The following is a 26,844-nucleotide window of genomic DNA, read 5'->3' as shown; positions in this document are numbered from 1 at the left end:
TTTCCAGTGAGACATGTCCATGTTATTTGAAGATTTCGAACTTGACCATCGCCTTCTTGAGTCCCTAAAAGCGATGGGCCATAAAACCCCAACCAGCATTCAGCAGCAAACAATTCCGCTTGCAATGGAGCAGCAAGACATTTTAGCCCGCGCGCCCACTGGAACAGGTAAAACTGCAAGCTTCTTGCTGCCTGCAATGCAGCACCTAGTCGACTTTCCACGTCGCTACAAAGGTCAAGCGCGAGTGCTTATTTTAAGCCCTACCCGTGAGCTTGCTAGCCAAATTCATCGCTACGCCAGTCACTTGGCAACCAACTTAAACCTCGATATTGGTTTAATTACAGGTGGCGTGCCTTACGCACCACAAGAAGAAGCGCTTGAAGGTAACATTGATATCCTTATTGCAACGCCAGGCCGACTGCACGAATATCTGGACAAAAAGCTGTTTGATGCCACATCAGTTGAGCAACTAATCATTGATGAAGCAGACCGTATGCTAGATATGGGCTTTTCTTCAATCGTGCAGTCTATTGCGATTGAAGCTCAAGGCCGCAAGCAAAACATGTTGTTCTCAGCAACCCTTGAAGGTGGTGGAGTAAACCGTTTTGCACGCGAGCTACTAACTGAACCTGTATTGATTGATATTGACGATGCACCTCGTAGCGAGAAAGCCAAAATCCACCAGTGGATCCACCTAGCTGATAATCAATCGCACAAGTTTGCCTTGCTATGCAATCTACTGCAGCAAGAAGAAGTTAAACGCGCCATTGTGTTTGTAAAAACTCGCGAGGTTGTTGCTAGCCTTGAAGGTTTACTGCGCCAAGCAGGTATCCCATGTGCGTTTATGCGTGGAGACATGGAGCAAAAGAAACGCTTCCAAGCTTTAGGTAGCTTTACCAAAGGCGAGGTCAATGTACTGTTAGCAACCGATGTTGCCGCACGTGGTATCGACATTGAAGATATTAGTCACGTGATTAACTATGACATGCCTCGCTCAGCTGACACCTATGTTCACCGAATTGGCCGTACAGGTCGTGCTGGCGCCAAAGGCACGGCTATCTCATTGGTTGAAGCGCACGATATGCGCATAGTTGCCAAGGTTGAGCGCTATATTGAACAACCGTTAAAACGTCGCATCATCGAATCACTGCGCCCTAATAACAAAGAAGCACGCGTACCGACCAAGAAAAAAGCCAAAGGCACGAAGAAGAAAGCCAAGAAGCCTAAAAAGTCGAAAAAATGATTTAACTTTGATCAGCTAAAGACAATCTCAGAATAACGAAGCCTTGAGTAATATAAATTGCTCAAGGTTTTTTGCTTAAAAAGCAACCCACTTACGTCAGTAACAAACTAAAAAATCTAACGAATACATATCACTATACCGCTCTGCATTATCACCCACATTATCGAAGCTAATACCGCTTTGCGCGATTAACACCTAGGACAAAGTCAAATTCACCAACAAACTCACTAATTGAGCTTTTACTCAGCTTCCATTCTCCCCAACAAGCTAGTAACAAGGCGCACTAAATTGTATTAAATTCTGGTAGTTAAATATGTTCAATTCATGCATTTTTTTACAAAATAGCCGTTTTGTATAAACGTATACTCTGCTAATTTATAGAGTCAAATACGCTTGGCTGAGTTGTCAGGACAAAAAGGCCACAGCGACTACACTTTCTAAAAGCGCTAAACTCGTACGGATACATAATTAAGTATGTTAAAAAAACTATTCCGCTTTCTATTACCTTTCTTAATCATCTTTGTGTTTGTTGCTCTAGCAGGGATCTTACTGAGCACAAAACAAGAGCCTGAGAAAAAGCAAGAAACAACCGTGCTACCTGTAGTCGAGGTCATCAGTGTTGAGCCGCAAACAGTGTCCCTTAACCTACCTTCATATGGTGTAGTTCAGCCTAAACACAAAACGCAACTCGTCACCGAGGTTCAAGGACGTATTTTAGAAATTGCGCCTGCTTTTGTTGCCGGTGGCATTGTTAAAAAAGGCCAAAAACTGGCGTTATTAGAGCCTTCTGACTATCAGGCAGATCTAATGCAAGCACAAGCGGGACTCGCACAAGCCAAAGCAATCCTAGATGAAGAGATTGCTCGCGGTGAAGTAGCTAAAATTGAGTTTAAAGACTTCGATGGTGGTGTGGCACCTGAGCTTGGCCTTCGTATTCCACAATTAAAGAAAGAGCAAGCCAATGTTAAATCAGCTCAAGCAGCATTGTCCCGTGCCCAGCGCAATCTAGACCGCACCGTTATTCGTGCACCATTTGACGGTATCATTAAGGCCCGCAGCGTTGATTTAGGTCAGTACATCACTGTAGGCACTAAGCTAGGTGAGCTTTACGACATCGGTATTGCAGAGGTACGTCTGCCACTGCCTAATAAGGACCTGGCTTATCTTGAGTCAATCGAAAAGCCTGAAACCACCGTAACCCTCACAGCATCCCTAGCCGGTAAGCAAGTGAGCTGGTTAGGTAAAATTGTGCGTAACGAAAATGTGGTTGATGAGCAAAACCGTATGGTTTATCTGGTTGCTGAAGTGAATGATCCATACATGCAGCAAGAATCTGATATCAGAAAATTGCCGCTAAAGTACGGCAGCTTCGTTAACGCTGTCATCAAAGGGCGCTCGGTCGATGGAATTGTCAAACTGCCACGCTATGTGGTGCGAGATGACTCTGTGACTATCATTAAAGACGACAACACTGTAGAGCTTCGTGACGTCAATATCGTGCGCACCGACGTCGATAATGTATACATCAAAGGCAGTTTAAAGGTAGGCGAGCGCGTATCGGTTTCCAGCAACAACTCGCTACAAAACGGTCAGCAAGTCAAAGTGCTAGGTGAAGAAGGTCCAGAGGAGTTAATCGAGCAAGTCGCTGAAGATGACGCTGCAATCACTCAATCTGACACTAAAGAAGAGCAAGGTAACGATTAATGGAAAGCCAAAAAGGAATTATTGCCTGGTTTGCCCGTAACAATGTCGCGGCCAACCTGCTCATGGTATTGCTGATTGTCGGTGGTTTGTTTAGCGCGCAAATCATCAATAAAGAAGTATTCCCTACCTTTGAGTTGAACCTAATCAATATTCAGGTTGCCTACCCAGGCGCTGCGCCGCAAGAAATTGAAGAAGGCATTAACATCAAGATTGAAGAGTCAATTCAAGATGTAACGGGTATCAAGAAGGTCACGTCTGTAGCGAGCGATGGTTCTGGTACGGTGACCATCGAAGTCGAAGATGACTACGATGTGCAAAAAGTACTTGATGAAGCAAAGCTGCGCGTTGATGCCATTTCAACCTTTCCTGACAATATTGAAAAACCTAACCTTTACCAGATAAAACCTGAAAACAACGTGATCTGGATTTCTGTGTATGGCGATATGACCCAACACGAAATGAAAGAAACCGCTAAGCAAATTCGCGATGAAATTACCTCGCTACCCGCGGTAACCCGCGCCAAAGTAGCTGGCGTGCGTGACTATGAGATCTCAATTGAGGTATCTGAAGACAAGCTTCGAGAATACAGCCTTACTTTCGACCAAGTTGCGCAAGCTGTGCAGCGCTCGTCTATCGACTTACCTGGCGGCTCTATCCGCGCTGAAGATGGCGACATCTTGCTGCGCACTAAAGGTCAAGCGTATACAGGTGAAGATTTTGCTCGCATTGTAGTCAGTAGCCGTGCCGATGGTAGCCGGGTGATGCTGCCGCAAGTCGCTGATATTAAAGATGGCTTTGAAGAACGCATCGGTTATACCCGCTTTAACGGTAAGCCTGCAGCCATTATTGAAGTATTGAGCATTGACGACCAAAACGCGTTGGCTATTTCTGAGCAGGTAAAAGACTACATTGCCACCAAAAAAGACAAACTCCCACAAGGCGTTGAGCTTGATACCTGGGGAGATCTAACCCACTACCTCGAAGGTCGCTTAAACATGATGTTATCAAACATGTTTTACGGCGCCTTACTGGTATTTATTATCCTTGCGCTGTTCCTGGACCTTAAACTGGCGTTTTGGGTAATGATGGGTCTACCAGTGTGCTTCTTAGGCTCGTTACTGTTAATGCCAACCGAGCCAATTGGTATGTCAATCAACATGCTAACCCTATTTGCCTTTATTCTGGTGCTGGGTATTGTGGTCGATGACGCGATTGTAATGGGTGAAAGTGCTTATAGTGAAGTGGAGAAAAAAGGCCATTCACTAGAGAACGTAGTCGTAGGCGTTAAGCGCGTTGCTATGCCTGCAACCTTCGGCGTGTTGACTACTATCGCCGCCTTTGTGCCTATGCTGATGGTGTCGGGTCCTATGGGGATCATCTGGCAATCAATTGGCATGGTGGTGATTTTATGTCTTGCCTTCTCACTGGTAGAGTCAAAGTTAATCTTGCCGGCTCATCTGGCACACATGAAAGTATCTAACAAGCCAAAAGGCCCAAGCAAAAATCCATTTTCACGATTTAAACAGGGCCTGAACGACAAGCTGCAGTACTTTATTCATAACAAGTACCGCTACTTCCTTGAGTTTGCTATTAAGCATAGGTACGCCACTGTTGCGACTTTTATCGGCGTGTTGATCCTTGCGATGGCATTAGTTGCAAGTGGTAAAGTACGCTGGGTATTCTTTCCAGATATTCCGTCTGACTTCATTCAGGTTCAGCTTGAAATGGAGGAAGGCAGCTCAGAGCAAAACACCTTAAAAGTGCTTCAGCAAATCGAAGACTCACTGTATTCGATGAATATGAAAATGGAAAATGAATACGGAAGCGAAGTCGTTAAACACAGCTTCATCGCCCTTAACTCTCGTAGTTCAGCATTCATTTTCACAGAACTTACCAAGGCTGAAGACCGTGAAATTGATGGAGTAGCAATAGCTGAAGCCTGGCGTAAGCAGCTACCAGAGCTAGCAGCAGTCAAAAAGCTAAATATTAGTGCCAGTACCAACGATCAAGGTGGCGCTCTGTCATTTCGTTTAACGTCAAACGATCTTGATCAATTAGGGCTGGCATCGAAAGAGCTAAAAGCCAAGCTAGCAAACTATGAAGGTGTATTTGATATTTCAGATAACTTTTCATCGGGCAGCCAAGAAATCCGCCTCAACATAAAACCAGAAGCTCAGGCCCAGGGTTTAAGCCTATCTGACTTAGCTCGTCAGGTTCGTTATGGCTTCTACGGCTTTGAAGCCCAGCGTATTTTACGCAACAAAGAAGAAGTAAAAGTAATGGTGCGCTATCCACTTGAGCAGCGTCGCACCATTGGTCACCTTGAAAATATGATGATCCGCACACCTAACGGTGCTTCGGTGCCATTTTCAACGGTTGCTGAAATCGATTTAGGTGATTCGTATGCGTCAATCACCCGTGTAGATGGTCTGCGCGCGATTACGATTAATGCGAACGTCAACAAAGATAAAGTTGAGCCATCAAAAGTGGTAGAGGAAATTCAGGAGCAGTTCTTGCCTGAACTTACTCAGCGCTATCCTGAAGTAGCCTCATCTTTAGATGGCAGCAGTCTTGATGAGCAAAACGCTATGGTAGGTTTAATGCAAGGCTTCTTCTTTGCCATGTTTACCATTTACGCGTTGATGGCTATCCCGCTGAAGTCATACACCCAACCTATAATTATCATGTCGGTTATCCCATTTGGTATGATTGGCGCACTGGTGGGTCACTTTATGCTTGGCCTGTCAATGAGCGTCCTTAGCCTTTGCGGTATTGTCGCACTGGCAGGTGTGGTGGTTAACGACTCATTAATCTTGGTTGATTTTGTTAATCGCGCTCGCGCTCAAGGCGAGAGCATTAAAAAAGCGGCTATCGATTCAGGTTGTTTCCGCTTCAGGGCGATTATCTTAACCTCATTAACCACCTTCGTTGGTTTAGCGCCTATCTTGATGGAACAAAGCCTGCAGGCTCAGATTGTGATCCCTATGGCCGCATCGCTTGCCTTTGGTATCTTGTTCTCAACCGTGGTGACCTTAGTGTTGGTACCAGTGCTATACATCATTTTGGATGACACCAAACATATGCTGAATCGCTTCTGGCATTGGTGGTGGCCTTGGGCTGAAGATTTACCAGCTCAAGTTAACGCTGAAACTGCCGAACTTACCAGTCAAGGCGTGACACTTTCAGCTAAAGACTAATTGCTAAAGACAAATAAGCAGAGCTTCAGTTTTGCCAAGATAAATGGGTTAAGCCAGTAAACTTTAACGGCTTAGCCCTTTTTTATGTATGTTTGAGAGCAAGGCAACAGAACGAGTCCCCGTTAATCGCTATAATTTACGCCTGATATTCGCGCTAAGGCCCAAACATTTAAAGCAGTAAAGTCTAGCTTTTAAATTAATACGCCCACTTTAGTTGTAGCAAAAAGTACATGCCTAATACTCAATCGAACACTGCTGATACCGCGACACTGGTTTACGACATTCGCAACAGTCGCTATCTCAATATTACTGGTCGCTGCACGCTGCGCTGCCAATTTTGCCCAAAACAAAACGGTAGTAAACAGGTTCATGAGTTTGAGCTTAGCTTGAATAAGACAGTGACAGCGGAGGATGTGATCCCGCTACTTGGTGATGTCACTTCGTTTGATGAGTACGTATTTTGTGGTTATGGCGAGCCAACACTCAACCTTTCATGCTTAATCGGCATTGCTCAGGTCATCAAGGCCCGTGGTGGTAAAGTGCGTGTCAACACCGACGGTTTAGGCAATTTGTTCCACCGCCGTAATATCCTACCCGATCTCGCCGAAGTAGTTGATAGCCTGTCTATTTCACTCAATGCTGATAGCGAGCAAAGTTACCAGACTCATTGCCAACCTAAGCTGGCTCACTCCTATAACGCACTATTAGAATTTATAGAGCTTGCACCTAAGTATATTAAGGATGTGCAAGTAAGTGCCATTGAAGGCCTTGAAGGGGTAAACATCGATAACTGCCGTGAAATCGTAGAACGTGCAGGTTGCACGTTTAAGCATCGGCATTTAGATGTAGTTGGGTAAAGATGTTGCTCTATTGAGCAAGTGTTGGCGATTAAACAAATACTAACAGTTAGATATATGGCAAAATTCGTCAATATCTCAACGTCATGTTAGTATGCCGCATATCAATTTGTGCTTGCTGAAATTCCATGTTTAAACGCAAAAAAGCCACTAAGTCGTCTAAAGCACTACTTATTTCATCGCAGAAAGTTCGCTGGACTCGTAAACAGGTCCTGTCACTTGCGAGCCAGCTACTGCTACTCAATATTTCCATTATTATTGCTACTGCCATGTTTATCTCAATTGGTGAGCGCAGCTTGCAAGATGACTGGGCGCAGCAACGTTATAGCGAATTACAAACGGTTGGCACCTTAACCAGTGAACGAACCGACTTTTTTAAATTCCGTACCATTACCTTTTCCCGCGGCGAGCTGCTAAGACAGTATCTTGAAAACCCAACTGCAGACAAAAAGCAGCGCCTTATCACCCAATGGGACTCATTGTCGCGTAACATTCCAGAGTTACTTGGCGTAGCCCTGTTTAGCCCTCAAGGTAAGCTCAAGTTTTCCAGCTCAGACGAGTTTATCGACCTAACATTACCTCCATCAGTGATGGATCCAAACCGCGCCTTTGGTGGGAATGAGATTTACTCATCACCCATGGCGTTTACCCCAATAAATGGGGTGCTTGAACCATATGTTTATCAACTCGCTTGGATAGAAAACCCAGACCAAAGCATTAAAGGGTACCTAGTTACTTACAACTCGATTATTAAAATGCTGCAGTCAGTAAAACCGGCCTTCTTCGACCAGGCTTCACCGCTACTGCTGCTTGATACTAAAGGTTTTTTATATGCTGGCGCCGGTCAACCTAGGCCATTAAAAGGTATGCCTGATACTTTAGGCTCAAGTATCGCCCAGTCTTATCCTGAGCTTTGGCAAAACATGGCGCAAAATAACTATGGCCAGTTCCATAGTAATGAAGCCACTTTTGTGTTTTTAAAAATTGAAGTATCTAACCAGGCAGAGGCTCAGCGCGAGTACTACACCTTGTCGTACATTCGTCATTCCGACATCGCCGATAAGTTCTTTGAATGGAAGTTAGTGTTAATTGCAGTGGGTTTAGTGATTAGCTTATTGTCATCGCTTCTAGTCATACTCAGGCAGCTCTATAACCTTGAAGGGCAAGCCAAGGTCAACAGCATCTACCTTGCCAATGGGTTATTTAATAGTGAAAACTGCTGCATGCTCATCAACCGTAACGGTCGTATTGTTACGGCAAACCAATCGGCATACAAATATGTAAACTTGCCTGAGGAAGAAATTGTTGACCGTACACTGCAGCGTATTTTCAATATCCCAGAGCAGGTATATCAAGAAATTAATACTATCGTGAATAAAGGCGAGAATTGGACTGGAGAGCTTAGGCTTAATAACGATGAAAAGCGTTTATTCCACTTGTGTATTAGTTTGGAGCCTACTAATGATCGCCATTGGATTGTCACCTTCTATGATATGAGCTTATTCGCTAAGAGTCAGCGCCAGGCAAACCGCTATAAAATGCTCGCCGATGCAGCTGTACCTATCGCGCTAACAGATGCTGATGGCAAAATCTTAAAATTCAACCAGCAGTTTAATAAAGTGATGGGGCTAGCAGAGTCACCTGAGCGTAATATTATGGCGTTGCTTGGCCAGGATTTACAAAGCCAATGGCACAACATTATGACAGCATTGCCCATCCAGGGTAGTTGGTCAGCCCAATTATTGCCGTTTTCTAAAGCGAGATTTGACCAAAGCTATCGTCTGACAATCAACTGCCAGTTAAACCAAGACGGTGAAATCGACTATTTGGTATTTACTCTTGAAGAGGCAAACCCAAGTTCTGCCAACAGCAAGGGACAAAACATCATCGGCCAGGTAGGTAACTTTGTCATGCGCATGAGCGACTTTGAAGACAAATTTAATACGCTGTCTGAATCGACTAGAGCCCAGTCTAACTTAATGCTGATTGACATAAACCCCGACGGTTTATTTAGCCATATGGGCGACATCAATCAAATTGAGAAGCGCCAAAAAGAGATTGAACTGGCACTGTTAGTGGATATTCCAAGCCAGTACCAATTAGTAAGCTGGCAACTAGGCAAATTGTTAATCTTCTTACCTGAAACCAACGCCACCCAAACCCATCAGTACGCGATTAATTGCATCAAGCTGCTGGAAGAAAATGAGCTGGGCGAAGGAATTGATATCGGTATTGCCGGCTACCTTGAACCACAGAACTTTGAGCAATATTTAGCCAAAGCTGAAGTTGCACTTAGACGTGCCAAGCAATCGGGCGATCAAAATATTTGTCAGGCGTTTACACGGCCTATGTCGATAGATGGTTAAAGCCATAAATTAAGGGTGTTAATGCAAGCTAGCGTTAACATCCTTCTTATTACTTATCGCTGACATTAAACCGCATTTAACTCATCAGGCAAGCGACTTTCTGTTAACTCGACAATGCTCGAACGGTTCATCGTGATTTTATAGCGGGCGTACTCAACTGACTGCTTACCATCTTTCAGCGCGACCACCAGATTCACCTGATAACGTCGCTCAACAGACTCATTACTGACCTTACCATCTTGCTCACTGTAAATTTTTGCCTTGCCCCGCTCTAGGTGGCGCGCAAAGGGAATTAAGCTAAAAACAACTTGCTCTTGAAACTGAGTATAACCCGCGGCAAACTCCTTAGTGTTCACCTTACTTTGGATACGGTAATGCAGAACCTCAGATTCAACCTTATTCTGCCGATGCCTATGTTTCATAATTAGCGATACTGCATTAGGAATATCTTTAGGCCGCAAAAACTCCAGCCATATCAACTGCCTCGCGACTGGCTTTTTGGTTGAAGTGTCAGTTAAAGTGCGGCTCCATCTTGGTCTACCACGTTGGATGAGGCGCCACATGGCATTGCGAATATCTTCTTTAAAGATTTCCCTGAATGCGTAAATAACTGACAGCGCCATAATGAGCGACAAGGTTAAGCCACTAAAAAAGCCCTGCGCTTTAATAATCAACGCTGACACCACAATCATCACTAGCCCTGTCGCTAAGCCTGTAACAAACTTCTTTAGCCCTACGCCCAGCACTTTCAAATCTTCTTTAAGTACAACCCCTTGTTGAATTAGACGCCTAAGTAACAACATCTTATTCGAGATACGGTTTGCATCTTCTCTAGTGCGTTGTGAATTGTACTTACGCTCCAGCTCTCGGTAATGGTTTTCTTTTCGACAATATTGCACCACTTGATCTTTAATATCGGCAAACTCGGCGCTGCGAGGTCTGGTAGAGAGTGTTTTTAAAAGCTGCTGCTCACAAAACCAAGACAGATAATTGTCTGCATGCCCAAAGTACGACTGCCACTTGTCTTGTTCAGGCTCATTACGGCGAAACTTTTTCAATAGCTGTCGTGCCCTCTCACTTAGCTCCAACAATGCCGGGTAAAACTCTTCAGGCTCAGTAAGCTGCCTTACCTGTTTAGCATCAGTCTCGATCGCTACGGCAAACTGGTAAGCAAACAGGTTTAAATACAACCTGAACTCTTCAAGGGTTCGCTTGTTAAGGCTAACAAAACGTGATTGTACGAGCGGCAAATGCAGAGCATCTGAAAAGTATGAACGCCTACCAATAATATTCGCGTGATAGTACTCTTCTTCGTTTAGGGTATCGGCAGAGATCCCCATTTCCGTGGGAAGGTAAAAATATAAGTCTAGGGTGCGCTGATCCGCCACCGATAGTTGATGGCTGAATTTAATAGATAAGGATTCTTCTTGCTTGATGTTAACTTTGGTCAAAGCTTTCCTCTTGGTTAACCCGCTAGGAACTCTTATTATATCATCGACTAAGCGTAAGCTGTAACCAATTGCTACAGCTAAACCAACTTAGTTTACGTGGGTAAAATCAAGGCTTTTTAGGCAGGTTTAAGCGGGAGCAGGCCCATAAACTTGCGCTTGGGGTAAACTTAACTAGCATAAAATTAAGCTTGCTATCCATGTCTATTACGCTTAAATGCTGAGTAAATTTATAACCATAAGCTAGGCTCTTGTCAGCCATGTCTAGCTCGCTGGTAAGATAGGGATAAAGCTGACTGTTAGGCTGCAAATTCACTTCGATTGCTTCAAAGTCGATTTTATAGGTCATAGAGCCAACCTCTAGCTCTTGCAACTCACCTTCAAATGCCACGAACTCGCGAATGGTCTCTTCAAACGCTGAATAATAAGTCAACACTAAGTGCTGCTCACGCACTTCAAGTTTAAGAATCAAATTCCCTCGAAGCGGATCACCATCAAGCGAAGCGATATCCACTTTATAAGCCTCTGCCTGACATTCAAACTGATAGATTTCGCGGCTATCAGCCCAGCGCTGTAGGACCAAATAAATCAATAGCAAACCTGCGATAAAGCCGACAACCAGCAATATCTTGTCGTTGATTTGCTTTGAATAGCGTGACAAAGTTTTACTCACAGATATTCACCTCTTTTAACCAATCTAGAGTAAAGAAGCGCTCACCTTCCACCTCACGTAAAACCTTCACATTATGGAATTGCCAGCGGTCGTCCAGTACCCGCTTCAACACAAAGTTAATGGTGAATCTATCTTTCGATAAGGAAGCGGCAATGGTGTCCCATGGCAAAGACTCACATTGAGATAAGTGGTCAACAATATTAGCCTTATGAAACTCAATAAATTCGTGATTCGCGGGATCGGTATAAATATGCAATTGAGTAAAAGCGCCACTACGATCATAAATGGGTACGCTAAAATCAACATCATTCGATACTGAACTACGAATACCCGAATACATGTACATCAACGCACACAGCAGCACCATTACAATAGCCACAAACTGACCTAGCGACATAACTGCATTAGGGTTATCCAATACCTTTGTGTGCTGATGGGTATGACGATGATGCAGTACTACCCCACGAGTTGGCATATACTCTAGTAAGCAAATATGCTCATCGCCCAAGTAGTAATGCAATACAGAGATCGTTTCGGCGATTTGCTCCTCGGTGAGGGCTTGTGGGGCATTGCCCGACTCGTCAAGATGTGGATGCTTAAAGGTTGCTAAAGACAAAACTTGGCCGCGACATTTTACCACTTCAGAGAGTATCCAAAATGCTCTATCGTCTAACGACCAAGTTTTCTTATTAATTCGATTATTTAAGGTTTTAGCCTTAATATCGAACCAACAGCCACCAATCTGCATGTTTATTACCTTAAGCCTTTGCTAATACTCTCAAAATAATTTCGTTATTGAGAACATAAGTCAGCTGCTTATACCTATTTATTACAACAATTACACCTTGTGACAAAGTATATCCAATCCTATATATACCAAGTGTGATCAAGACTGAATTAACAAAATTCATTTAGCGTTAACAGCTTTACCGCCTAGCATACTGACAAATTATCTACTACCTTTAATTAACAAAAGCTTTACCTTTCATGCACTAACAATCCGCACAGCTTACTGTTTTACATACGTTACACTTTGTAATCATGAGTAAAAACAGCTGTATAGATTAATATTTAGCCTGTAGAGAACGGCATGTTTACACAAAAAGAAGCGCACTGTTTAAAAAGAATACTAGTCGAGTCAATTAATGCTCAACGAGCCATGATCACCTGCAGCGAAAATGAGTTTGATGAAGAGCAAGAGCAGGTGCTGATCAATTTGGTATCGGTACATAATAAAATCAAAATGATGCTAAATAAGCTCAATAAACAGCCTCACGTAAACTCCATGCCACGAATATTAATAGTGGATGATGCAGACTCAATGCTACAGGTAACGACTAAAATACTTGTAGAAATGGGGTTCACCAAGGTAGATATGGCGAAAAGCGCTGAGCGCGCGTTAACGATGTTGCTCGATGCAGCTAAGAAAAAAGCACCCTATCAGTTAGTGCTTACTGACTGGGAAATGGAAGGTAAAACAGGTTTAGATCTACTTAAAGACATTCGAGTCAGCGAACAACTATTAGAGACCGACGTGTACATCATAAGCTCCCACAATGAACAGTCTCATATCCTGCAGGCTATTCAATCTGGCGTTACTGGCTACCTGCTTAAACCTCTTAACTTTAAAGCGCTAGCGGCAAAACTTACCATCTATCTTCCAGCAGAGGCAAAGCAACAAACCCAGGACAAACAGAGTAAGCGTATTATTACTAGCCCGCTGATCTAATAAACGCGAACAAGCTAACTTCAAGCATTGATTTATCTTCATCAACCCACAAAAAAGCTGACCTTAAAGTCAGCTTTTGTATATCGTTCCCGAATTAGGCAGAGATTAGAACGCGTAAAGTAACGTCATATTCGTTTCTGTATCAGTGCTCTTCTTGCCTTCCACTGGTTTACTGTTGTAACGCACAACAACCGCAAACTTCATCGCTAATGCACCAACAATGTTTGCAGTAATAGAGGTTTCAGAGCGACCATCTAACTTCTCACCCCAGTCAGCAATAAACTCTTGCTTGAAGGTTGAGGTGTCACTAATTTTATGAGAAAAGTTCATGACCGCATGCGCAACTATACTGTCTTTTGACTCAACGCCTTCGGTTATAGCAGACTCATCATCTAAGCGCTGGTAAATGTAACCAGGACCGACTTCAGCTTTAAACAGGGTTGTACCATTATCAACAAATTTATGACCATAACCCGCTGCAGACTTAGAGGTGTAGTCAAAACCGGTGAACGGGTCTTTTTCTAAGTTAGTATTAACAAACACATAACTGTTGTCGTTAATCTGGTAATCACCTTGAATACCGCCATAATAGCGCTCAGCAGTAACGACATCTGTATCTTCTTTATATAGCGCCTCTAGTACGTACTGGTTTTCCCAGTTACCTAGTTCATGCTTAAGACCTAAACGACCTTTTAAAGAAGAAGTGTCAGTGTTACCTGTTGTTAGCGTCGCACCTAGCTCAGCTTCACCAGCCCAAGTTTTGTCACCTTCAACAAAGTCTGCGCCTGCATGAGCAGCAAACGGCATCGCAAAAGAAATCGCCGCAGCAAGTAGCAGTTTTTTCATGTCATCATTCCTTTAATTACAAATGTTTCTAATCGCCCCAAAAATCGAACCGAATACTAACATTTTGAATAACAAATTGAAAAACTACTAGGGCCTGTTGTTCTTTGCTGATTAGAATTTGTTCGAATTAAAAGCACTTTAATCAAGACGCGAGCTATACAGTTTAGTCAACTAAACAAGTGGCTCACAACGCAGAGCTCTTAGCTACGAACGTAAGCGCTTTTAAACGAACCTTTCAGGCAGCGCTTGTTGTCATTTCTACTGCGTTAACGACTTATCATGCGGAACCACCACACATCAAAGTCGTTGCCTTGTATAAATTTCCAACAAGCAGCTGCAAAAATAATCTTGAAAGAGCAACAGGTCCTATTGATAAAGCATACGAATAGGTTATTTACTCTAAACGAATCCACGCTTGCAGCCTTGCTGCAAGCTTAGGCATGAATCAAACTCTTGCTTCGCCATAACCCTGTACGCCAGCGCAACAACATAGCAAGGCCGCGAGTCCACTCATCAATCGCTAGCGCTATCCAAATACCGACTAAACCCATATCGAGGTAAACACCGAAGAAATACGCCCCGGGCACCGCGATACACCACATAGAAAACAACCCCATAAAGAATGGGAAACGAGCATCGCCACTGGCCCTTAGTGCATTTATCACTATCAAATTAAAAGTTCGCCCGGGCTCCATAACCAAGGTGAGCAAAAACAACTGTCCGACCATCAACAAGATGTCGTTATCGTCAATAAATAACGCCACTAAACCGCCACCTAACCAGGCTGCTAATGCGGCAACCAAGGTGGTCAACGCTAAGCCGATTTTTAAAGCACGGTACATCTGTTTCTCGGCGCAGTTGAATCGTTTAGCACCAATTAAGTGCCCCACCATGATCTCGTTACCAATACCAATTGATAAACCAAACAACAAAATAAACATACAGATTTGAAAATATAGCGACTGTGCAGCTAAGGCTTTATCACCCATCAAGCCAACGAATGAGGTCACCACCATAAACTGGAGCATCCAAGACACGTTTTCACCTGCTGCCGGTAAACCGATATGAAACACCTTAGCAAGCATGTCTTTTTTAGGCTGAAGAATCTCATTCAATTTCAACGGAATTTTGGTGTAATACAAGAACAGGTACACCATTAACGCTATGCCCAACAAACGCCCAACTACAGTGCTAATAGCAACACCTGCTACGCCCATTTGTGGTAGACCAAACCACCCATATAACAGCAGCAAGTTACCGCCAAAGGTGACTATATTCATCAGCAAGGTAACCCACATCGCCTGCTGAGTGAAACCATGGGCGCGCATGGCCGCAGCAATACACATCGCCATCGCTTCAGGTATTAAACATAAACCAACAATTTGCAGGTATAACTTGCCATCTGCAATCAACTCCTCAGGCAAATTCATTAGTTGCAAGATAAAACCTGCACCCAGCAATACTCCAGCCGCAGCAGCCACGCCCACCAGCAGGTTGAAACCCATAGCGGAATACACCACCTGACTGGCTGCCGCTTTATTTTTTGCCCCCAAATATTGAGTCATCACAACTGTGGCACCAATACTGACAAAGCTAAACAAGGTAATTGACAGTTCGAGCACCATATTGCCCACAGACAAGGCAGCTACACCTTGATACGACACTCGGCTTATCATCATGGTATTAAGCGCCGCAGTTAGAAAATGCAGCGCAAAATCAATGAACAAAGGCCAGGTTAAAGCGAATAGTGATAATGGTTTATCAGACTGAGGGCGCATGTATCTCTCGTACCAATTCGGGTCAAAAACTAAAGTGCTTATGGCAATTAAGCGCCCATATAAATCTGCTGATTTGTTGAGCGAAAAAAGGGCGGCAATAATGCAGCAATCACATCACCAAGACAAGTGATAATTTCATAGTATTGTTTAGTTTTAATACAGCTTGATGAAGCAGAGGAACCTACAATATGCGGCGAAAAAGGCGTGGGGCAAGCTGCTACTAATCTGATGTCAGTTGTAGATGATTGTAGCTTCTCTAAAAAACAAAAAACCCGCATTTAGCCTGCGGGTTTTCACATTGCTTTTAACTAAAAGCAATCTCAATACACAAACAAGGGTTAGTTGATTTGTGGGTCTAACTCACCAGCTTGGTAAGCTTTGTACATCGCCTGTAGCGACTTAGGCTTGATCTTAGAACCCATACCCGCACAACCAAACGCTTCGTAACGAGTAGTACAAATGTCAGCCATAGCTTCCATCGATGCTTTAAGGAACTTACGAGGGTCAAACTCAGTTGGGTTCTCAGCTAGGAACTTACGTACTGCGCCAGTAGATGCTAGACGTAGGTCGGTATCGATGTTCACTTTACGTACACCGTGCTTGATACCTTCAACGATTTCTTCTAGTGGTACACCGTAAGTTTCAGGGATCGCACCACCGTACTGGTTGATGATTTCTAACCACTCTTGTGGCACTGAAGATGAACCGTGCATTACAAGGTGAGTGTTAGGAATACGCGCGTGGATTTCCTTGATGCGGTCGATACGCAGCACGTCACCGGTAGGCTTACGGCTAAACTTGTATGCACCGTGGCTAGTACCAATAGCAATCGCTAGTGCGTCTACGTGAGTATCAGCAACAAAGCGCGCAGCTTCTTCAGGGTAGTTAGCAGTTGATCGTGGCTAAGTACGCCTTCTGCACCAACGCCGTCTTCTTCACCAGCCATACCGGTTTCTAGGCTACCTAGACAACCGATTTCACCTTCAACCGACACACCACAAGCATGCGCGAAAGCAACTGTACGACGGGTTACGTCTACGTTGTACTCATAAGATGCTGGCGTTTTACCGTCAGCCATTAGTGAACCGTCCATCATAACTGATGACATACCAAGCTGGATTGAACGCTGACAAATGTCAGGGTCGGTACCATGATCTTGGTGAATACATACAGGGATATCTGGGTACTGCTCAAGCGCCGCATTCATAAGGTACTTTAGGAACTGTGGACGCGCGTACTTACGTGCACCAGCAGATGCCTGTACGATTACCGGGCTGTCAGTCGCTTCAGCAGCTTGCATAATTGCACGCATTTGCTCAAGGTTGTTAACGTTAAACGCAGGAACGCCGTAACCATGCTCTGCAGCATGATCAAGCATTTGTCGTAGAGAGATAAGAGCCATTTTTTTCTCCAATAATAGGGTGATTTCTCACCTAGGTCGCTATCGCTTGGATTGATTTTTATATCGATTTAGCGCTTAAAGCGTTAAGTTCCCCTCACCCTTTAAGCGGCTAATCGACGGTTTTTATTTAATTATTATAATTTTGTACTCGTAGCACAGGGTCTATTGACCTTTGCTGATTAGATTTTGTTCGATTTTAAAAGCACTTTAATCGCGGCGTGAGCGATGACGTCTAGTCACCTACACGAACTCGCTCGCAACAAAGAGTAAAGTGCTTTTAAACGAACCTTTCAGGCAGCGCTTGTTGTCATTTCTACTGCGTTAACGACTTATCATGTGGAACAACCACACATCAAAGTCGTTGCCTTGTATAAATTTCCAACAAGCTGCTGCAAAAATAATCTTGAAAGGTCAACAGACCCTAGTTGCCACGTTGTTCTAGCATTGCTACTGCTGGTAGTTCTTTGCCTTCTAGGAATTCTAAGAAAGCGCCGCCACCAGTAGAAATGTAGGAAACTTTGTCAGCGATACCATATTTATCTACCGCTGCTAGGGTGTCGCCACCACCTGCAATTGAGAACGCACTTGAGTCTGCAATCGCTTGAGCGATACGCTTAGTACCTTCACCAAATTGGTCAAATTCAAATACACCAACTGGGCCATTCCAAACTACTGTGCCAGCGGCTTCAATGATTTTAGCCAGTGCTTCAGCGCTATCTGGGCCAATGTCGAAAATCATGTCTTCGTCAGCAACCTCAGTCACGCTCTTTAGTGTCGCCTGCGCCGTTGGGCTAAACTCGCCAGCAACCACAACATCAGTCGGCACAGGAATGTCGCCGCCGCGGCTTTGTGCATTGGCCACTAAGCGTTTTGCTTCATCAACGAGATCGGCTTCAAATAAAGACTTACCCACTTTGTGACCTGCCGCCGCAACGAAAGTATTGGCGATACCGCCGCCAACCACTAACTGGTCAACCTTAGTTGATAGGCTTTCAAGTACTGTAAGCTTAGTCGATACCTTTGAGCCACCCACAATCGCTACCATAGGGCGCGCTGGGTTATCTAGTGCTTTGCCTAATGCCGCTAACTCACCAGCTAGTAATGGGCCAGCACATGCAACTGGTGCGTGTAGACCAACACCATGAGTCGATGCTTGCGCGCGGTGCGCGGTGCCAAAGGCATCCATTACGTATACGTCACAAAGTGCGGCTAATTTTTTAGCTAGTGCTTCGTCGTTTTTCTTCTCACCTACGTTGAAACGTACGTTTTCAAAAACAACCACTTCGCCAACATTTGCTTCAACACCCTCTAGGTACTGCGTCGCTAATGTCACTGGGCAATCCAGGGCATCGTTTAGGTAGTCAACCACTGGCTGCATTGAGAACTCAGCATTGAACTCACCCTCAGTTGGGCGGCCTAGGTGCGACATCACCATCACTGCAGCGCCTTTTTCTAACGCTAGCTTGATGGTTGGTAGTGATGCGCGTAAACGTGCATCACTGGTGACCTTGCCGTCACTCACAGGTACGTTTAGATCTTCACGAATAAGCACGCGCTTATTTTGCAGATCTAAGTCACTCATATTGATAATTGCCATAATTAGCCTTTCCTTCGTAGTTTTAAAATAAAGCTTTTATAACAAAGCGCCGACGTAACGAAGGCGCTTTGTTTTGAATTCATTTTCTATTGGGCTGCTCGTTTAGCTTGGATCATCGCCAAGCTGGTGTCTAACATTCGATTGGCAAAGCCCCACTCGTTGTCACACCATAATAATAGTTTCACCAAATGCCCGGCGCTAACACGGGTTTGGGTCCCATCAACCACACTCGAACGTGGGTCGTGGTTGAAGTCGCACGACACTAGCGGCGCATCTGTGTAACCTAAAATACCGTTAAAGCGGCCATAAGACGCCAGCTCTAATACGCTGTTTACTTTTTCAATATCGACCTGTTTATCTAGCGTGACCGATAGATCAATCGCGGTAACATTAATGGTCGGCACTCTTACCGAAATCGCCTCAAACATGTCTTGCATGTGCGGCAAAATGCGCTCAATACCACGGGCAAGTTTAGTATCTACTGGAATAATTGACTGCCCAGCTGCGCGTGTACGGCGCAAGTCATCATGATAAGCGTCAATCACCTGCTGATCGTTCATTGAAGAATGGATAGTGGTAATCGCACCACTTTTAACCCCAAAGTGCTCATCTAAAATGCTTAGCACTGGTACCACACAGTTAGTGGTACATGAGGCGTTAGACACCACGGTATGCTCGGCTTTGAGTAAGTCATGATTCACGCCATAAACGATAGTGCCATCTACATCACTTGAAGATGGGTGACTAATCAGCACCTGCTTTGCACCTGCTTGAATGTGAGCTTCACAGTCACTGCGCGAGGCGAGCGCGCCAGAGGCTTCATAAACAATATCAATATCTAGCTTGTGCCAAGGCAGTTTGCTGGCATCTGCTTCATTGAACAGTTCAATGACGTCATCGCCAATCACTAGATTATTGTCTTTGAGCTTAACCGGCGTTTGAAAACGGCCGTGAGTGGTGTCGTACTGGGTAAGGTGGCAAATCGCTTCTGGCTTTGCCAACTCATTGATAGCAACAATTTGAATTTGATGACGCAACCCCGACTCATACAAAGCGCGGAGAATAGAGCGGCCTATACGACCATAACCATTAATTGCGACCCGGATCATTCACGTTCCATCAAGTGAGTAAAAATGCAGATAAAAAAACGACCAGCATTTGCATGCTGGCCGCTATTATACAGACTAACGCTAAATTTGCATCAAGCTGTCGCTAACAAAATAAGGCTTTTAGCGATTATTTAGCTTGGCTAATTAGCCTAGGCTTTTAACCGTATTTACTACGTTTTCAACAGTAAAGCCGAAGTGCTTCATTAGCTCGCCGCCTGGAGCAGACTCACCAAAGGTAGTCATACCTACAACCGCGCCGTTAAAGCCAACGTACTTGTACCAGAAATCAACGTGCGCCGCTTCAATCGCCACGCGCTTAGTTACTGCAGCAGGAAGTACAGACTCTTTGTAAGCCGCATCTTGCTTGTCGAATACGTTAGTTGATGGCATAGAAACCACACGTACTTTTTGACCTTGTGCAGTCAGCTCTTTGGCTGAGTCTAGTGCTAGTTGCACTTCAGAACCTGTTGCAATCAAGATTAGGTCAGCTGTGCCTTCACAATCAGCAATCACGTATGCACCTTTAGCTACGTTTGCTAGTTGCTCACCGCTGCGTTGCTGCGCAGGCAAACCTTGACGGCTAAATACTAAAGACGTTGGTGCTTTGCGGTTTTCAATCGCTGCTTTCCAAGCCACTGCTGTTTCAGCTGCGTCACATGGGCGCCATACAGTCATGTTTGGCGTCATACGTAAGTTAGCTAGCTGCTCAACCGGTTGGTGAGTTGGGCCATCTTCACCTTGACCAATAGAGTCATGGGTGTATACGAAGATGTTTTGTAGACCCATAAGCGCCGACATACGTACTGCGTTACGCGCGTACTCCATGAACATCATGAAAGTAGCACCATAGTTGATGAAACCGCCATGTAGTGAGATACCGTTCATGATACCGCTCATACCGAATTCACGTACACCGTGGAAGATGTAGTTACCGGCAGGGTCATCTTGAATACCTTTAGAGCCAGACCAAAGCGTTAGGTTAGAACCTGCAAGGTCAGCCGAGCCACCTAGTAGTTCAGGTAAGATAGCACCGAAGGTGCCAATAGCATTTTGTGATGCTTTACGGCTCGCAATGGCTTCGCCTTTTTCCTGACACTCTTGAATGAAGGCATTAGCTTTTGCTTCAAATTCAGCTGGCAGTTCACCAGTCACTACACGGCGCTTGTATTCAGCCGCTTCTGCTGGGTACGCAGCTTCATAAGCAGCAAACTTGTCATTCCAAGCGCTTTCTGCAGTGTTACCTGCATCTTTTGCATCCCAACCCGCGTATACGTTTTCTGGGATTTCAAATGCGTCATGATTCCAACCTAGGAACTCACGTGCCGCTGCGATTTCAGCATCACCTAATGGTGCACCGTGACAGTCGTGGCTACCTGATTTGTTTGGTGAACCAAAACCAATAGTCGTTTTACAGCAGATCATCGTTGGCTTGTTAGTTACAGATTTCGCCTGCGCAATCGCTTTAGCAATCGCATCGCTGTCGTGACCATCAACGTTAGCAATTACGTGCCAGCCGTAAGATTCAAAACGCTTAGGCGTGTCGTCAGTGAACCAACCTTCTACTTCACCGTCGATAGAAATACCATTGTCGTCCCAGAAAGCAATCAGCTTACCAAGACCTAAAGTACCTGCTAAAGAACAAGCTTCATGCGAGATACCTTCCATCAAACAGCCATCACCTAGGAAGCAGTATGTGAAGTGGTCAACAATATCGTGGCCTGGCTTGTTAAACTGTGCTGCTAGTGTTTTCTCAGCAATCGCCATACCAACAGCGTTACTGATACCAGCGCCTAGTGGGCCTGTAGTGGTTTCAACACCTGGGGTGTAACCATACTCAGGGTGACCTGGCGTTTTAGAGTGCAACTGACGGAAGTTTTTAAGCTCTTCAATTGGCAGTGCGTAGCCAGTTAGGTGCAGTAGAGAGTAGATAAGCATCGAACCGTGGCCGTTCGATAAGATAAAGCGGTCACGATCAACCCACTCAGGGTTGTTTGGGTTGTGCTTTAAGAAGTCGTTCCATAGCACTTCGGCAATATCAGCCATCCCCATTGGAGCGCCTGGGTGACCAGAGTTTGCCTTTTGTACGGCATCCATAGTCAGAGCGCGGATAGCGTTTGCGAGTTCTTTACGAGATGACATGCTCTCTCCTGCTTGAATTGAGGTATTTTCTTTAGCACTAGAGAAAGGACTCCGACATGCGCGGCGATCCTTTCGCTATAGCAATTTTCGGGGCATATTTTCGCCTAAATGCCCTAGTGGACGCAAATTTAAATTTGCCTAATTGGGAAATTTTCACCTAGTTTGTTGAGTTAGCTAACCTTTATCTACGATTTGTCGCCACTAATGCGCACAACCCTCAATAAGATTAACCGTAAGCAGCTCAATTACCGGTTAGCTTCGACTAATTGCAACATATTTTGCTGAGTCAGTCGGTAGCTGCGCATACTAAAATAAACGCCAATGCCACACACTGCTGAAACTAACGTGAAGATAAGCACGATGCCGTGCAGTGCATACGGGGTTTGCTCAGCATTAGCAACATAGCCAAAGTAGCTTAATAGCCAACCTACGGTTGCTCCGCCAATGGCGAGACCAAACTTAATTGCCAGCAAATGGGCTGAGTAGCTCATACCCATGATCCGCCGGCCTGTATTGAGCGCGCCGTAGTCCGCTGTATCTGGCACCATAGAGAACATTAGCGGCACCACAATCATTTGTGAGAACTGTGCAATCATCATTAATGCAAAACAAAGCAGCAGCTGATCGGCTGGCACAAAATACATCAGCGCATGGAACACTATGATGCCTAGCGTCCCCCAATGAAATAGCTTTACTTTACATACTCGCTGACTCAACCACATGGTCGCCAACGCACCCGCTAACGAGGCCAGCATTCCCGAGGTGATGAAGGTGCTGACTAAGTCTTCACGACCTAAAAAGTAAGTCACATAATAGGGCGCAACCGCGCCACGCATCGACACCAGCACTAACAAGAAAAACGCTGCACCCAGTAACATTAAAAACTGCTCGTTATGTCTAAGTGACGCGAGATCTTGCCACATACTGGCAGTAACTTGACTGCGGCTAGTATTTTGCTCAGTACGCTCTTTGGTAAAGGCAAAGCAAACTAGAAAGCACACAACAGCAAAGGCAGATAACACGCCTAGCGCCATAGTAAAGCCATAAGCTTCATCACCATTGCCAAAGTATTCAACCATAGGTAAGGTCAACGCCGTGACGATTGCGCCGCCAGTCATCGCCAGTGCAAACCGATAAGACTGAATCGAGGCGCGCTCTTTAGGGTCATCTGACAACACACCACCCAAGGCCGCATAGGGAATATTGATAACGGTATAAACTGTCATCAAGGCTGCGTAAGTTACATAGGCATAAACTAACTTGGTATTCTCTGATAGATCAGGCGTGCTAAAAGCAAGCACGGCCAAAATGGCATAAGGAATTGAACAATACAGTAAGTAAGGACGATAGCGACCAAAGCGAGAGCGGGTGCGATCAGCAAGCCCACCCATCACAGGATCGGTCACGGCATCTAGCATGCGCACGGCTAACATTAAAGTACCTGCAGCCGCAGCGGAAATGCCAAATACGTCGGTGTAGAAGAACACCATAAAATTGACTACAACCTGAAATACAATATTGCTGGCTGTGTCCCCTAGGCCATAAGCAACCTTTTCTCTGACTGTTAGCATTGATATACCTTTGTTATTGTTTTTTTAGATACTGTGCACCGCTATGCGTGATCTTCTTGATAACTGAAGTAATCAAACTCGGCTTCGAAATCACGCCCAGTTAAATCCTGACAACACATGCCAACAAAGGCGCCAGTAAAGTTTGCTCCCTCGCCTTTTCCTGCTTCATCGCTAACAATGCTGTAATCAAGCTTAGCGACGCTGTGCCATGTATTCCCATCAAGCGAGTAAGCAAACTCCAACTGCATTCCCACAACCACGGCGCTAAGGTGTACCTTCGCGCCGCGCTCAATGGCAATGCGGTCATCAAAAATAGGGAAGTGTGCGCTGAAACTTTGATCGCCCAGACAACTCATCACATCAAGGTGAAAGCCAAGCTGCTCATCAAAAGACAAATACAGATAATGGAATTTATGGCTGTTGTAGTAACACACTAACCCCGCCTGCTGCTGAAAACTGTCAGGGTTAAAGCTAACGCAGGTTTGCGCGGTAAAATTAAAGTGCTGCTGACGTCTTGCGATCAAGGCTTGCTCAAAACTGTTACCTAGCGACTGCTTGCCTTTTAAGATGAGTTTGCTATCTGCAATACGGTAGAAATTCTCAGGATAAGGCGTTCTCAGCCATTGAAAAGCTTGCGGCAGTTGCGAGCCACTGAAATCTTCATAGTGCGAATAGTCACGTGCAGGCGAGCTAGTTAGCCCAGGCGGCGTGAGCTGAGCTAACTGCCCTTCGCTGGCAAGTCTAAACCAACCATCATCTGTGTAACGAATGGCTTCTATGGCTGACTCGCGCCCCAGTGGGCTGCGGCCGTTGGCCAGTGGCCTTGAGGTGAGGTGTACCAAATACCAGTTGCCTTGCTCATCTTGCACTATGTCGCCATGGCCGTTGCGCTGCAGCGGATGGTGCGCCGCATCTTTTGAGGTCACGATATGTTCATTAGGGTCTAACTCGTAAGGACCAAAAATGCTTTTTGAGCGAGCCATAGTACAAGCATGGTTGTAGCCAGTGCCGCCCTCTGCGGTGAGCAAATAGTAATAGCCGTTGTGACGATACAAATGCGGCCCTTCAGTGAAGCCAAGCTCACTGCCTTTAAAAATGAGTTTGCGCTCACCAACCAAGGCTTTAGCTTGCTCATCGTATTGCTGCAATACAATGCCGCCAAAGAAGGTGCGATCTGGGCGGTGATCCCAAATCATGTTCAGCAACCATTTTTTACCATCGTCATCGTGAAACAAAGATGGGTCAAAACCACTGCTATTTAAATAAACTGGCTCACTCCATTCACCATCAATGGTGTCGCAACAGGTAAGGTAGTTTGGCGTGTCTTTAAAATTACCATCAAAGCGTTTTACGTCAGTGTAAATCAGGTAAAACTTGCCATTGTCATAACTCAAGCATGGAGCCCAAACCCCACAAGAGTCTGGTGCGCCGCGCATATCTAATAGTGCGGCGCGATTGAGCGGCCGAGCAACCAGTTGCCAGTTAACCAGATCAGTTGAATGGTAGATTTGTACACCCGGATACCATTCAAATGTAGACACAGCGACATAATAATCCTCGCCCACACGCACTATGCTTGGGTCAGGGTGAAAACCGGGCAAAATAGGATTAACCATCGCTGTTGTCCTTAAAGTGAATAAACCTAATCAATAAATCTAATTGGTAATAACGCCCAATGTTACCGCTAACATTAAGCTTCAAACAACATATTGCACAAATAACATTTCGTCAACATCTTTGTGGTGAAGATAATCGGTTTGAGCTCTTGAGCACATAGAAATACAGGTACAAAAAAAGCAGCCTTCGCTGCTTTTTATCTCTATGCTACAGATGCTTAACTGAGTCTCGCTGCATTAACTGAAACTCAATCACATGGCGCAGATCTGACAAGCGCTGACTTGGCGGCAAGGTAAGTTGCCCTGAGGTAAGCAAATCAATAGCTTGCTCAGCCATCTCAGTAATGGGTTGGCGAATTGTAGTGAGATGCGGCCAAATGGTGGTCGCCAGAGGTGTATCATCAAACCCCACCACACTGAGCTTTTCTGGTACGGGTAAACTCAATGAATTTGCCACCGACACCACAGCGGCTGCCATATCATCATTACTGGCAAAAATCGCGGTCGGTCGTAAATCTTGTTTCAGCATATTCTCAGCTGCCTGCAAACCTGATTTAAAGCTAAATTGCCCTTGCTCGATAAAACTTGGCGGAACAGCAAGTTGCGCTGAGCGCATCGCATCTAAAAAGCCTTGATACCTCAAGCGACTGGCACCTAGGTTTTGATGGCCAACAATAAAGCCAATCTGTTGATGCCCCTGATCAATGAGGTGGTTTGTCATGTCGAATGCCGCTTGATAGTCATCCATACATACAAAGGGTGACACTTCTAAATTGGCATCGGGTGACACGCGCACATAGGGCACCTTCAGCTCATCAAGTAATGCTAGTACCTGTAAGTTATTACAAAATGGCGGTAACAATATCACCCCATCTACACGGGTTTGTTCAACCAAGTCACGAGTAATTTGTAGCTTTTCTTGCTCACTACCTTGGCACTCATCAACCACTAGGTGATAACCGCGTTGACGACAGCTCTTTAACGCCGACAACAAAAACTGGCTTACATAACCCTCACTGGGGTTTTCATACAGCAGGCCAATAAAATACGATTTTGAGCTAGCCAGGCGTCTGGCAGAAATATTAGGCAAATAATTCAGTGATGCTGCAGCTTTTTGCACTTTCTCACGGGTTTTATCGCTCACCTTAGCGTCATTGTTCAACACGCGTGACACCGTCATTTTTGACACGCCCGCTAATTGGGCCACATCCTGGATGGTACTTTTGGTTTTCGCTGAAGCCATATTGTTATCTCAATCGATTTCCTTGATTGAATAAATGAATTATTCGATGTTACAAGGCAACAAGAGTAACCCTTGTAACATCATATTGTAAGAAAAAGTTTTACTCGCATTATCAAACCAGAAAATAACCACTAACAATCAATAAAATAGCGTAAACATACACAGTAATTCATTTTGAATTAGGGTTTAGGTTTGGCCGTATTTCTATTTGAAAACCCATCTTACCAGTAACACATAATTAACATTAGACTTGCTATTGCAATAAATCCATTGCTAAATTGTTACCGCTAACAAGAAATTTTTAAATAAAAAATATCGAAGTGAAA

The 26,844-nt window shown here is 44.8% G+C and carries 17 protein-coding genes and 1 pseudogene; 6 read left to right on the top strand and 12 right to left on the bottom strand.

Translation table 11 applies throughout. The features are described from left to right. Positions 1-19 precede the first annotated feature (19 nt). The 5 genes from srmB (at position 20) to EXU30_RS13925 (ending at position 9,367) form a co-directional block, all read left to right on the top strand. On the top strand, positions 20-1,243 hold the full coding sequence (gene srmB, locus EXU30_RS13945) for an ATP-dependent RNA helicase SrmB (RefSeq protein WP_130601027.1): 1,224 nt from the start codon (positions 20-22) through the stop codon (positions 1,241-1,243). 474 nt (positions 1,244-1,717) lie between these two features. Continuing rightward, positions 1,718-2,947 (top strand): efflux RND transporter periplasmic adaptor subunit, encoded by a 1,230-nt coding sequence (locus EXU30_RS13940; RefSeq protein WP_130601025.1) that lies wholly within the window; start codon positions 1,718-1,720, stop codon positions 2,945-2,947. Continuing rightward, complete coding sequence (locus EXU30_RS13935) at positions 2,947-6,144, top strand: efflux RND transporter permease subunit (RefSeq protein WP_130601023.1); 3,198 nt, start codon at positions 2,947-2,949, stop codon at positions 6,142-6,144. The genes EXU30_RS13940 and EXU30_RS13935 overlap by 1 nt, the downstream gene beginning before the upstream one ends. A 230-nt stretch (positions 6,145-6,374) precedes the next feature. After that, a complete protein-coding gene (locus EXU30_RS13930) occupies positions 6,375-7,001 on the top strand; it encodes a TatD family nuclease-associated radical SAM protein (protein ID WP_130601021.1) in 627 nt (208 codons plus the stop codon). 128 nt (positions 7,002-7,129) lie between these two features. Further along, positions 7,130-9,367: a PAS domain-containing protein gene (locus EXU30_RS13925; RefSeq protein ID WP_130601019.1), complete on the top strand. Its 2,238-nt coding sequence runs from the start codon at positions 7,130-7,132 to the stop codon at positions 9,365-9,367. Between the two features lie 65 nt (positions 9,368-9,432). Here the strand turns inward: EXU30_RS13925 and EXU30_RS13920 are convergent, their stop codons facing one another. The 3 genes from EXU30_RS13920 to EXU30_RS13910 all read right to left on the bottom strand — a co-directional run bounded on the left by EXU30_RS13920 (position 9,433) and on the right by EXU30_RS13910 (position 12,236). Beyond that, positions 9,433-10,818: a hypothetical protein gene (locus EXU30_RS13920; protein WP_130601017.1), complete on the bottom strand. Its 1,386-nt coding sequence runs from the start codon at positions 10,816-10,818 to the stop codon at positions 9,433-9,435. Positions 10,819-10,924: 106 nt separating this feature from the next. Then, positions 10,925-11,488, bottom strand: coding sequence for a hypothetical protein (locus tag EXU30_RS13915; RefSeq protein ID WP_130601015.1), 564 nt, complete (start codon positions 11,486-11,488; stop codon positions 10,925-10,927). After that, positions 11,481-12,236 (bottom strand): acetate and sugar kinases/Hsc70/actin family protein, encoded by a 756-nt coding sequence (locus EXU30_RS13910; protein WP_130601013.1) that lies wholly within the window; start codon positions 12,234-12,236, stop codon positions 11,481-11,483. The genes EXU30_RS13915 and EXU30_RS13910 overlap by 8 nt, the downstream gene beginning before the upstream one ends. Positions 12,237-12,578: 342 nt before the next feature. On the opposite strand from EXU30_RS13910, the gene EXU30_RS13905 reads away from it, so the two are divergent. After that, positions 12,579-13,217 carry a response regulator gene (locus EXU30_RS13905; RefSeq protein WP_130601011.1) on the top strand — a complete coding sequence of 213 codons (639 nt, stop codon included), beginning with the start codon at positions 12,579-12,581 and terminating at the stop codon, positions 13,215-13,217. 105 nt (positions 13,218-13,322) lie between these two features. Here the strand turns inward: EXU30_RS13905 and EXU30_RS13900 are convergent, their stop codons facing one another. From EXU30_RS13900 to EXU30_RS13850, 9 genes and pseudogenes are all read right to left on the bottom strand, one after another. Next, positions 13,323-14,063, bottom strand: coding sequence for a DUF481 domain-containing protein (locus EXU30_RS13900; protein WP_130601009.1), 741 nt, complete (start codon positions 14,061-14,063; stop codon positions 13,323-13,325). A 434-nt stretch (positions 14,064-14,497) separates the two neighbouring features. Beyond that, positions 14,498-15,841, bottom strand: a complete 1,344-nt coding sequence (locus EXU30_RS13890) for an MATE family efflux transporter (protein WP_130601007.1) — start codon at positions 15,839-15,841, stop codon at positions 14,498-14,500. A 338-nt stretch (positions 15,842-16,179) separates the two neighbouring features. After that, positions 16,180-17,243: pseudogene (gene fba / locus EXU30_RS13885) on the bottom strand (class II fructose-bisphosphate aldolase). Positions 17,244-17,664: 421 nt separating this feature from the next. Further along, positions 17,665-18,840 carry a phosphoglycerate kinase gene (locus tag EXU30_RS13875; RefSeq protein ID WP_130601005.1) on the bottom strand — a complete coding sequence of 392 codons (1,176 nt, stop codon included), beginning with the start codon at positions 18,838-18,840 and terminating at the stop codon, positions 17,665-17,667. A gap of 86 nt (positions 18,841-18,926) precedes the next feature. Beyond that, on the bottom strand, positions 18,927-19,949 hold the full coding sequence (gene epd / locus EXU30_RS13870; protein ID WP_130601003.1) for an erythrose-4-phosphate dehydrogenase: 1,023 nt from the start codon (positions 19,947-19,949) through the stop codon (positions 18,927-18,929). 144 nt (positions 19,950-20,093) lie between these two features. Continuing rightward, positions 20,094-22,088 carry a transketolase gene (gene tkt, locus EXU30_RS13865; RefSeq protein ID WP_130601001.1) on the bottom strand — a complete coding sequence of 665 codons (1,995 nt, stop codon included), beginning with the start codon at positions 22,086-22,088 and terminating at the stop codon, positions 20,094-20,096. Positions 22,089-22,333: 245 nt separating this feature from the next. Continuing rightward, positions 22,334-23,659, bottom strand: a complete 1,326-nt coding sequence (locus EXU30_RS13860) for a glycoside-pentoside-hexuronide (GPH):cation symporter (RefSeq protein ID WP_130600999.1) — start codon at positions 23,657-23,659, stop codon at positions 22,334-22,336. 41 nt (positions 23,660-23,700) lie between these two features. After that, entirely contained in the window at positions 23,701-25,275 is a 1,575-nt protein-coding gene (locus tag EXU30_RS13855) for a glycoside hydrolase family 43 protein (RefSeq protein WP_130600997.1), read from the bottom strand. 208 nt (positions 25,276-25,483) lie between these two features. Continuing rightward, a complete protein-coding gene (locus tag EXU30_RS13850) occupies positions 25,484-26,518 on the bottom strand; it encodes a LacI family DNA-binding transcriptional regulator (RefSeq protein ID WP_130600995.1) in 1,035 nt (344 codons plus the stop codon). Positions 26,519-26,844 lie beyond the last annotated feature (326 nt).

It is taken from the genome of Shewanella maritima (genome assembly GCF_004295345.1).
Taxonomy (GTDB): domain Bacteria; phylum Pseudomonadota; class Gammaproteobacteria; order Enterobacterales; family Shewanellaceae; genus Shewanella; species Shewanella maritima.
The sequence above is the reverse complement of the archived record's forward strand: the minus strand, read 5'-3'. Positions and strand labels throughout refer to the sequence as shown.

Bases quoted from the DNA above. Each gene is read 5' to 3' on its own strand.
- srmB (WP_130601027.1), top strand. From the start codon at position 20: ATGTTATTTGAAGATTTCGAACTTGACCATCGCCTTCTTGAGTCCCTA.
- EXU30_RS13940 (WP_130601025.1), top strand. From the start codon at position 1,718: ATGTTAAAAAAACTATTCCGCTTTCTATTACCTTTCTTAATCATCTTT.
- EXU30_RS13935 (WP_130601023.1), top strand. From the start codon at position 2,947: ATGGAAAGCCAAAAAGGAATTATTGCCTGGTTTGCCCGTAACAATGTC.
- EXU30_RS13930 (WP_130601021.1), top strand. From the start codon at position 6,375: ATGCCTAATACTCAATCGAACACTGCTGATACCGCGACACTGGTTTAC.
- EXU30_RS13925 (WP_130601019.1), top strand. From the start codon at position 7,130: ATGTTTAAACGCAAAAAAGCCACTAAGTCGTCTAAAGCACTACTTATT.
- EXU30_RS13910 (WP_130601013.1), bottom strand. From the start codon at position 12,236: ATGCAGATTGGTGGCTGTTGGTTCGATATTAAGGCTAAAACCTTAAAT.
- EXU30_RS13905 (WP_130601011.1), top strand. From the start codon at position 12,579: ATGTTTACACAAAAAGAAGCGCACTGTTTAAAAAGAATACTAGTCGAG.
- EXU30_RS13900 (WP_130601009.1), bottom strand. From the start codon at position 14,063: ATGAAAAAACTGCTACTTGCTGCGGCGATTTCTTTTGCGATGCCGTTT.
- EXU30_RS13890 (WP_130601007.1), bottom strand. From the start codon at position 15,841: ATGCGCCCTCAGTCTGATAAACCATTATCACTATTCGCTTTAACCTGG.
- EXU30_RS13875 (WP_130601005.1), bottom strand. From the start codon at position 18,840: ATGGCAATTATCAATATGAGTGACTTAGATCTGCAAAATAAGCGCGTG.
- epd (WP_130601003.1), bottom strand. From the start codon at position 19,949: ATGATCCGGGTCGCAATTAATGGTTATGGTCGTATAGGCCGCTCTATT.
- tkt (WP_130601001.1), bottom strand. From the start codon at position 22,088: ATGTCATCTCGTAAAGAACTCGCAAACGCTATCCGCGCTCTGACTATG.
- EXU30_RS13860 (WP_130600999.1), bottom strand. From the start codon at position 23,659: ATGCTAACAGTCAGAGAAAAGGTTGCTTATGGCCTAGGGGACACAGCC.
- EXU30_RS13855 (WP_130600997.1), bottom strand. From the start codon at position 25,275: ATGGTTAATCCTATTTTGCCCGGTTTTCACCCTGACCCAAGCATAGTG.
- EXU30_RS13850 (WP_130600995.1), bottom strand. From the start codon at position 26,518: ATGGCTTCAGCGAAAACCAAAAGTACCATCCAGGATGTGGCCCAATTA.